We start from the raw sequence: 8,431 nt of genomic DNA, 5'->3' as shown, positions 1-8,431 counted from the left end.
AGGCGTCAAACTCACGAGTAATGGGAAAATTTAATACATAGATTTGGCTTTAATCCTAAGCTTTTACAAAGAGTGAACTCTATACTAATATGCGATTCTTCATTAGGAAGGATCGTCTTTTGTAATTGGGCGGAAAATTTTCATTTTTCCATTTGACTCTGACGTTGCGTAATACCTTAAAGTAAATGATATCGAAAGGAGGTAAGAATCAGTGGCAATGAAAGTGAAAGAGCTGGCCGATTTAGTTGGCATTAGTGTGCGGACACTGCATTATTATGATGAAATCGGGTTATTATCTCCAGAGGAAATAACCGATTCAGGTTATCGCCTTTATTCGAATGATAATCTTGAGATGTTGCAGCAAATCCTGTTTTTCAGGGAACTTGGCATGCCGTTAAAGGAAATAAAGCAAATGATAAGCAGCTCTTCGTTTGATAAACAAGATGCGTTAAAGCAACATCTAAAAATGTTACTGGATAAACGCAGTCAGCTGGATAAATTAATTGAGACGGTCGAAAAATCGATTAAGCATATGAAAGGGGAAATTCAAATGACGAATAAAGAAAAATTTGAAGGATTTGACTTCAGTCAGAATCCATATGAAGAAGAAGCCCGAAAGCTTTGGGGGGATAAAGCTGTCGATGATTCGAAGGCTAAAGTGGCGGGCATGTCCAAAGATGCACAGAAGATTGTATCGGATATCTATATAAAACTTGCGTCAATCCGAAATGACTCGCCTAAGTCGGAGGAGGCCCAAGAGGCAATTAAAGAATGGTATGATTGTTTGAACAATAACTTCGGCACATACTCTCTGGATGCTTTCAAAGGATTAGGTCAAATGTATGTGGATGATCAACGCTTCACCAAAAATATCGACAAATACGGTGATGGTTTAGCAAAATTCATGTGTGATGCGATGGGGCATTTTGCTGACGCTAACAAAAATTGAATCCCCAGATTAGATGGAAGGTTGCTCCGGCAACCTTCTTATTTTATAGCTAAAGGGACAGTGAGTTTAAGAAGCTGTATACTATAGTTATGGTAATGTTTATAATATTCAGTTTTATAGAGAATAGGGGGAAACTTATGGAATTTAGGAATGCCGCCTTTAACCTCGGGAAAATCAATGATGTTGATGGAAGTAAAGTGGCTGTTTTTAATGGAGATGCCATTTATACAAGCATCGTCACTAAACTTCGGGCAGCAGGTTGTGTTTTCGCCGAGGAAGAAGCCCGCTTGCTCATCATCGCGGCAGGGACAACGGCCGAATTGGTCGGGATGGTGGATCGACGGATAGCGGGTTTACCCCTTGAACACGTCATCGGCTGGGCGGAATTTTGCGGTATCCGGATAGAAGTTGGCCTCGGAGTCTTCGTACCCCGCCGACGGAGCGAGTTTTTAGTCCGCCAAGCGGCAGCACTCGCTATGCCAGGAGCAGTCGTGGTGGATTTGTGCTGCGGCACGGGCGCGGTTGGCTCCGCTGTGGGCGATGTTCTCGAAGATATCGAGTTGTACGCCGTCGACATTGACCCAGCCGCGGTGCGATGTGCGCGTCGTAACGTCACTTCAGTCAATGGTCAGGTATACGAAGGGGACCTCTATGAACCGCTTCCAGCCAATTTACGGGGACGTGTTGACGTACTGGTCGCAAACGCACCATACGTCCCTACTGAGGGAATCGGTCTTTTACCCCATGAAGCGCGCATGCATGAGGCGAGGGTGGCATTAGATGGCGGGGCGGACGGGCTTGATGTCCAGAGAAGGGTGGCGGCTTCGGCAACACTTTGGCTGGCACCGGGCTCCCATTTGTTAGTCGAGACCAGTGAGCGGCAAGCGATGCAGACCGTAGAAATCTTTGCTAAATACGGGGTGATGCCACGGGTGGTAAAGTGTGAAGAACTGGACGCCACTGTCGTAATCGGAACCAGACCCGCACTCTAAAGAAATGTTTTTAGAGGCGCTTTTACTTTTAACGATTGGAACAAAAATGTTATGTCTAGGGAAAAAACATGACCTTCAAAAATCAAATTTTCCCCAACAAAATGGGGCAATCCAGAAATGAAAAAATTCAAGACATCTTGAGGTGTTGGTTAAAATGGAACTTTGGTAAATGAGTCAAAAGGTATCGGATCTAAGCGGTGTGATACCTTATTATTTTTTTGTCTAGTCTCTTCCTGTCTGTCGCTTTCCACGGTGATGTTTATTTTTATCGAGGGCTCCTGGGGGATGCTTATTAATTTATAGTTCGGTGCTTGATTTTGACTTCAGTATGGAAGTTTTAACTACAAAGAATTACTATGCAATAAGTCTTTTGGCGGCATTATGTTTTTGGTTTTGGGAATCGGTCTATTTACAAAAAAAGAGATCTGCATCATAAAAGGGACCAAAGAAGCGGTCCCTTTCCGACATTATTTCTTTAGCATGTTTACGATTTCCTTAGCTTTTTCTAATGTAACTCCTTCAATGATACTGTTGTTTTTTCGAACAGCCGTACCGAAATGATAGTGACCGGTATGCAGTTCGGAATGGATAGCAAGGATATTATCCTTATTTAAGCCGCTTCCAACCAGTATCGCTATGTCGCCGCAGACTCTTTTCATTTGTTGAATCGTTTTCATGCGGCTGGGGAATTCCCCATGCCCACCTGACGTCAATATCGTTGTGATTTCTGGATATTGTGCCAGCGTTTCAGCTGAAATGACTGGGTCGTTTGTTTCATCGATGGCTCGGTGGAATGTAATCTCCAAACCTTCACACACCGTCAATAATTCTTCGAGGTAAGGTCGATTGATTTCATTTTTTTCATTTAATACACCCAATACGACCCCGTTCGCACCTAGTGAACGAATGATTTGAATATCCTTTTTCATAATTTCCAAATCTTTTTGAGTATAACAAAACGACTGGCTATGAGGCCTCACCATCACGTTGACTGGTATCTTTACTGAATGGACGACAGCTTCTATCAGGGCGTGGCTGGGAGTTAATCCCCCCTCGGCCAAAGAACTGACAAGCTCGATTCGGTCTGCGCCCGATTCTCCGATTAAAATGGCATCTTCTATCGTTGTGGCAATGAATTCAATGTACATTGGATTTTCCTTTCCTGCATGCAAGTGTTATAAGAATAGCTTGTATAAGATTATTAAATCCATTAAGAATAGTAAAGTCAATTCATTAATAGATACCATGACTTCTCATCAAATACCTGCACTAGTTTTCCCTAGCTTTCCTCAAATGGAATTTCTTTATTTCTCATATTTATGAAACGAAATGAACATTCGAACGTATAAAAAAAAGAATATATTCAATCGTATATTTGAAAGTGGAATGTCTGGCTGGGTAATTAAATGAAAATCATCATGACGGAGGTTATTTAATTGGATAAAGAAAGTAAGGAAGTAAAGAAATCGAGGTTTTACAAAGTAGGGATGGGATTCCTGATCATTTCCCTTCTCACTTGGATCATTCCTGTCGTAGCTCCTTTTACTCCATTTTCAACTGCGGCTAAAGCAGGGGTCATAACAGGTGCGATCGTCTTTGCGGAAGTCATGTTTTGGGCGGGCGCGCTTTTGGTCGGGAAAGAAGTGGCTGCTAAATATAAAGGTTATTTAAACCCGAAGAATTGGAGAAAAGAAAAAGGGTGAAGCAGTTTATTATAAAAAAGGGCTGGTAGTAAGGCTCCATGGAAACTGAGTTGTTGAAAGTTTTCGATTCCGATCGCATTCAAACAGGCGTGGCTTCGCGTGAGGAAGTACATAGATTGGGGCAGTGGCCTGCTGGTTTTCAGTAGGGAAGCCAACGTGGATTATCTATATCTTCAGAATCGCTGTGCGGTGAGAAAAGATTATCTGAATCTATTGGCACATGAAACGGTATACGACGGAGTCAGGGAGATTAAAGAAGAAATAGGCATTGACGTTTCCTTTGACGAGTTGGTTCCAAGAAGATTTCATCGACAAAGAACTGGCAAACGTCTTTCTATATGAAAGTGCACATAGCTTCGATGATTTCACCCTGCAGCCAGAAAAGGTTTCCGGAATGGTGTAGGTTGTACTGAATGACTTCGAAGAGCTTTGGACCGGAGCGGAGGACAAAGTGAATATTAATGCGTTTGAAATGAATCACGAAGGCCATAGGATGATGATCGATCGGTTTGTTGGACGAGATGAGTTCGTTCCGCATGATCTTTCCAATTATGAAAGCATCATTAGATTGATCAGGGAAAACCTCGCTAAATGAAAATGAAGCCCCGACAAAACGATTCGAGTTTTGTCGGGGCTTTTTTAACATTAAGTATATCGACCTGTGTCTTTTCCGGGGAACCGCAGCCTATTGGCTCGTTTTGTCACAGTTTGATACGCATATGTTCTTAGTTATTACCTTATTTGTCCTGAATTGCTCATAGGGATATTGACTTTGTCTCCGTGGTGATTCAGTTGATAAAGCGAGATTTACCAGACTGTTATAGTGATGGCAGGATGCGAGTTAAAGGAGGTTTATGTAGTTTTTCATGAACTAGGGAATTTATCACTTGTAAGAATATAACAAAATTGTAAGATGAACAGTGAACAAATTTTGTTAAGGGGATGAGTGAAATAATGAAAAAAATGGTTTTAAGCATTTCATTTTTTGTAGCTTCTTTAGTCCTTTTTGGCTCCCTTGATCTTTTTGCAAGTAAAGCATCAGCAGAAACACACACCTATGATGGAAAAAGTCCTTACTATAATAGTTGTGCGAATACCGCAGTCACGAAGAAGTCCGTGAAAATTTATGCCAACGGCGGCTCTGCCAATTTGGAGTTGAAATTCAGCACAACATGCAAAACGGCTTGGGCAAAGATAACTCTTAGCAGACCGGCTAAAACGGATGGGGAGGCAACGGCATTGGTTGTTCGAAATACTGATAATAAACAATTCAGCTGTGCATCTCCTGGAGGAAATGGTGAAATAAATAAAGGTCAAACGACTTGCTATACACCAATGGTATATGATTTAGATCCGCGAAAAGCAAAAGCGGTCGCTTTTTGGCCATATACAGCAGGTGAAACCGGCTGGTATTAATGAAAAAAGAAAAACCTTCATCTATTTTTATGGAAAGAAAGGATGAATGAAATGAATAAAAAGCTTAAAATGATAGGTTTATCCATGGTGATGACCCTGTCGATGTTTCTTGTCGATTTTGGATTTGGAAAAAATCAGGCTCTGGCCGAAACACATACTTATGATGGAAAAAGTCCATTCTATAATAGTTGTGCAAGTTCGGCGGTAACGAAGGATAAAAAATGGATCGATTCCAATTCGTACGTAGAATTGAAATTCAGCACTGTCTGTAAAACCGCCTGGGCAAAAGTGACCGTGACACGCCCCGCCGTATACAACCATGATGCGGACGCCAGGATCGTCCGAAGTACTGATGATAAGGCCTATACATGTGCCAGTTCCGGGGGCAATGGTGTCGTGAACAAAGGGCAGACCTCGTGCTATACACCAATGGTATATGATTATGACCCGCGCAAGGCACAGGCCCAAGGGATACATGCGATCCCTAATAGTGATGCATATAATAAAGCTGTGACCATTTGGTACTAAAAAACAAAGGCAAAAAAGCATCCGTATGTTCGGATGCTTTTTTTTTGCGGTCAGTTTGTACTCACACTTTCATTTCCGCTTCCAAATGAAGTAGATATTGTTTCATCTCCGTACCACCACGGTAACCGGTAATGTTCCCGTTTTTTCCGATAACCCGATGACATGGCACCGTGATCAGAACAGGATTGGCACCAATGGCCGTACCGACCGCCCGAACAGCTGCAGGTCTTTGGATGATTTGGGCAATATCGGAATAGGAACAGGTTTTTCCGTAAGGTATTTGATTCAGCGCTGCCCAAATTTCTTGTTGAAAGGGCGTGCCCTTTACATCTGTCGGAAGAGAGAAAGTCTGCCTGGTCCCTTCGAAATATTCTTGGAGTTCTTTTAGATAGGGTGTTAATGCTTTTTCATTTTCAAAGAGTCTTGCATTTGGAAAGCGTTTTTGTAGCCAAGACTCCAGTTCCCCGTATGTTTGACCGGGAGAGCCTACATAGCAAAGCCCTTTTTCCGTTTTGGCCACATATAACTGCCACCTATCATAATGCAATATGGCCCAATCAATGGCTTGTTCTTTATCATTCTTCATTTTCTTCACGCTCCAAAACTTGAGTTTTGAGATAAGCTTTCCGATATCCTGAAGGGGTATTCCCCATTTTCCTTTTGAATAGCGTCATGAAATAGGGTGTACCGGAGAAGCCGACAGCCAAGCCTATTTCATTTATCGGCTGTTCGGACTTTTCCAGCAGCCATGTTGCTTTTTCAAGGCGTAGCCGTTGGATGTATTCAGTGGGCGATATCCCCTTCACACGCTTGAATGATCGCTGTAAATGATAGGGGCTGCCGTGGGAAATATCCGCCAATATGTTCAATGTGAGGGGTTCGCTGTAATGGGTGTCGATCCATTCGGCTATTTGTTCAACCCATTCTTCTGTCGGCAAATTCAATCCTTCCGGCTTACATCGTTTACAAGGCCGGAAATCTTCTTCCAAAGCCATCATGGCATTTTTGAAAATCTTCACGTTTTCCTTATTAGGCACCCTGGATTTACAGGAGGGCCTGCAAAAGATGCCCGTCGTAATTACTCCGTATAAAAAATGATCATCATATGCTGCATCACAATCTATAATAGCTCTCCAATATTCATTCGGGAAATCTGCATTCTTTGGATTCAACACATTCACCTCTGTTTTTAGTATACAAGAAAGGGTTGATATACAAACATATTGATAATATAAAAGCAAGATAACGTAATGTTAAAATAAGGGAGTTGAATCAAAGCGCAAGATAACGAATCCATTTTTCATTAGAATAAAGAGAATAGGACAAAGGAGGACATTATCAATGGATGAAGGCATGATTGAATTGAGAATTCATGCACCAAAGGAGTTTAGTTTTTCGGAAAATCTTAAATACTTATCAAGATCCTCCAATGAATGTCTGTTCGATATTGTTGATCAAAAAATTTATCGGGCACTTGTTGCCGAAAACGAGACACTCTTAGTGGAAATCAGTGCGATGAATGAGACGGAGCTGACCGTTCGGTTTCCAGAACGAACTGCACCGATGGATAATCAGGTAAAGGATGCTGTTTCCCAATACGTTCGTCATTGGTTCGATCTTGAGACAAACCTGCTTCCTTTTTATGAGCTGGCCCAAAAAGACCCTTTATTGCACAAGCCGGTAAGCCAATTCTTCGGTTTGAGAAATATGGGCATCCCGGATTTATTTGAAGCGATTGCCTGGGGAATACTTGGACAGCAGATTAACTTGACTTATGCCTATACCTTGAAACGGAGGCTTGTGGAGGGATTTGGTGATTTTGTTGAATTCGAAGGAATGCAATATTGGCTGTTTCCAAAGCCTGATGTGATAGCGAAATTGACGGTCGAAGATTTTGCTGATTTGAGGATGACGGTGAAGAAGTGTGAATATTTAATAGGCGTTGCTCAACTGATTGCAGAAGGGGAACTTACTGTAGAAAAGCTGTTGAATGCAAAGGATGTAAAAGAGGCCGAAAAAATGCTGACCAAAATACGGGGAATCGGTCCGTGGACAGCGAACTATGTCTTGATGCGCTGTTTGCGTTTTCCCGCAGCCTTTCCCATCGATGACGTCGGGCTGCATAATTCCATGAAACTAGTCATGGAAACGGAAGCAAAACCAACGAAAGCGGAAATCCTGAAACTATCGGAAGCGTGGGCCGATTGGGAATCCTATGCGACCTTCTATTTATGGAGATTGCTATATTGACTTCGTGTATAAAGATTACGTCGATATATCTCTAAATTCGGAGATAAAACAGTAGATTGCGTCGATATATCCCTATATCCGGAGATAAAACTAAAGATTACGTCGATATATCTCTAAATTCGGAGATAAAACAGTAGATTGCGTCGATATATCCCTATATCCGGAGATAAAACTAAAGATTACGTCGATATATCTCTAAATTCGGAGATAAAACAGTAAAATTCGTCGATATATCTCTAAATTCGGAGGTGAAATTGTAGGTTACGTCGATATATCCCTAAATTCGGAGATAAAACAGTAGATTGCGTCGATATATCTCTATATCCGGAGATAAAACTATAAAATTCGTCGATATATCCCTATATTCGGAGATAAAATTGTAGGTTACGTCGATATATCTCTAAATTCGGAGATAAAACAGTAGATTACGTTGATATATCCCTATATTCGGAGATAAAATTGTAGGTTACGTCGATATATCTCTATATTCGGAGATAAAACTATAGAATTCATCAATATATCCCTAAATTCGGAGATAAAACTATAAAATTCGTCGATATATCCCTAAATTCGGAGATAAAACAGTAGATTAC

General features: G+C 41.5%; 11 protein-coding genes. 8 read left to right on the top strand and 3 right to left on the bottom strand.

Going from position 1 to position 8,431, the window contains the following annotated elements:
- Positions 1–211 precede the first annotated feature (211 nt).
- Positions 212–949: a MerR family transcriptional regulator gene (locus J7J00_RS05680; RefSeq protein WP_214788560.1), complete on the top strand. Its 738-nt coding sequence runs from the start codon at positions 212–214 to the stop codon at positions 947–949.
- A gap of 197 nt (positions 950–1,146) precedes the next feature.
- Positions 1,147–1,941 (top strand): putative protein N(5)-glutamine methyltransferase, encoded by a 795-nt coding sequence (locus J7J00_RS05675; protein WP_396020492.1) that lies wholly within the window; start codon positions 1,147–1,149, stop codon positions 1,939–1,941.
- 467 nt (positions 1,942–2,408) lie between these two features.
- On the opposite strand, the gene J7J00_RS05670 is transcribed toward J7J00_RS05675, so the two are convergent.
- The gene (locus J7J00_RS05670) at positions 2,409–3,089 is read right to left on the bottom strand and encodes a copper homeostasis protein CutC (RefSeq protein WP_098373714.1); all 681 of its coding nucleotides are present in this window, start codon (positions 3,087–3,089) and stop codon (positions 2,409–2,411) included.
- 288 nt (positions 3,090–3,377) lie between these two features.
- Here J7J00_RS05670 and J7J00_RS05665 point away from each other — a divergent pair, with 288 nt between their 5' ends.
- From J7J00_RS05665 to J7J00_RS05650, 5 genes are all read left to right on the top strand, one after another.
- Complete coding sequence (locus tag J7J00_RS05665; RefSeq protein WP_309487140.1) at positions 3,378–3,644, top strand: transporter suffix domain-containing protein; 267 nt, start codon at positions 3,378–3,380, stop codon at positions 3,642–3,644.
- Positions 3,645–3,743: 99 nt separating this feature from the next.
- Positions 3,744–3,986, top strand: coding sequence for an NUDIX hydrolase (locus J7J00_RS28625; RefSeq protein ID WP_309487139.1), 243 nt, complete (start codon positions 3,744–3,746; stop codon positions 3,984–3,986).
- A 109-nt stretch (positions 3,987–4,095) separates the two neighbouring features.
- Complete coding sequence (locus J7J00_RS28620; protein ID WP_309487138.1) at positions 4,096–4,239, top strand: hypothetical protein; 144 nt, start codon at positions 4,096–4,098, stop codon at positions 4,237–4,239.
- A 347-nt stretch (positions 4,240–4,586) separates the two neighbouring features.
- Positions 4,587–5,060, top strand: a complete 474-nt coding sequence (locus J7J00_RS05655) for a YjfA family protein (RefSeq protein WP_396020489.1) — start codon at positions 4,587–4,589, stop codon at positions 5,058–5,060.
- An 84-nt stretch (positions 5,061–5,144) separates the two neighbouring features.
- Positions 5,145–5,588 carry a DUF2690 domain-containing protein gene (locus J7J00_RS05650; protein WP_286201198.1) on the top strand — a complete coding sequence of 148 codons (444 nt, stop codon included), beginning with the start codon at positions 5,145–5,147 and terminating at the stop codon, positions 5,586–5,588.
- Positions 5,589–5,649: 61 nt separating this feature from the next.
- Here the strand turns inward: J7J00_RS05650 and J7J00_RS05645 are convergent, their stop codons facing one another.
- The gene (locus J7J00_RS05645) at positions 5,650–6,174 is read right to left on the bottom strand and encodes a methylated-DNA--[protein]-cysteine S-methyltransferase (protein WP_214788550.1); all 525 of its coding nucleotides are present in this window, start codon (positions 6,172–6,174) and stop codon (positions 5,650–5,652) included.
- Positions 6,164–6,760, bottom strand: coding sequence for a bifunctional transcriptional activator/DNA repair enzyme AdaA (locus J7J00_RS05640; RefSeq protein ID WP_214788547.1), 597 nt, complete (start codon positions 6,758–6,760; stop codon positions 6,164–6,166). Before J7J00_RS05640 ends, J7J00_RS05645 begins: the two co-directional genes overlap by 11 nt.
- A gap of 169 nt (positions 6,761–6,929) precedes the next feature.
- Here J7J00_RS05640 and J7J00_RS05635 point away from each other — a divergent pair, with 169 nt between their 5' ends.
- Positions 6,930–7,838, top strand: coding sequence for a DNA-3-methyladenine glycosylase family protein (locus J7J00_RS05635; RefSeq protein WP_214788545.1), 909 nt, complete (start codon positions 6,930–6,932; stop codon positions 7,836–7,838).
- Positions 7,839–8,431: the final 593 nt, after the last annotated feature.

The organism is Bacillus sp. ISL-4, assembly GCF_018613275.1.
Lineage (GTDB): Bacteria > Bacillota > Bacilli > Bacillales > DSM-1321 > Peribacillus > Peribacillus simplex_E.
The sequence above is the reverse complement of the archived record's forward strand: the minus strand, read 5'-3'. Positions and strand labels throughout refer to the sequence as shown.